The 595-nt window shown below is 44.9% G+C and carries 1 protein-coding gene; it reads right to left on the minus strand.

Features of this window, described 5'->3' with window-relative positions:
* On the minus strand, positions 1 to 575 hold a 575-nt coding region (locus Q7C20_RS26860; RefSeq protein ID WP_375071205.1), incomplete at its 3' end, for a hypothetical protein.
* Positions 576 to 595: the final 20 nt, after the last annotated feature.

Genomic DNA, 595 nt, shown 5'->3' on the forward strand with positions numbered 1-595 from the left:
GAGGCAATAATCCTACCCAGCTTATCGTAGGCAAAATATGTTTCCCCGCCATCAGGAGTACTCTGCCACACCAATTGATTTAAAGAGTTGTAACGATACTGGGTTTTCATATCATGCACAGGCAGCATTGTGGTCTGGGTATTTTGAGCAATATCAAGATCTATAGCGGTATTTAAAGCATCTTTTTGCTGGACATCCAGGCCATCTCCTAAGCGATGTACTCCCTGAGGGGGAACGGTTTGAATTAGGTTTCCTGCCTGGTCATAATAGTAGAGGGTGTATTGATATTCTTTGTCCGGATATTGCATGGTAAATACCTCCCCGGCATTCTCCATGGCTGCTTCACTATAAGCTGCAATAAATTCATCTTTAAGGGTGGCCAGGTACCGGTTATAACCATCCCAGGCATAAGTTTCACTCAGGGTATTTATGATCTGGTTACACGGCTCTGCTAAATCACCAGGAGACAATGGAATATTAACCTGTGGGAACATCTCTGCAGGAAGACAAGGAGTGTTGGCATCTACCCAACCGGTAATCCCTTCTGCGCCGTTTACAAAATCCTTCCAGAGCATACTGGGCTCTCCATTTGCAT

The organism is Pseudomonas sp. AMR01 (genome assembly GCF_041946035.1).
Lineage (GTDB): Bacteria > Pseudomonadota > Gammaproteobacteria > Pseudomonadales > Pseudomonadaceae > Aquipseudomonas > Aquipseudomonas antarctica_B.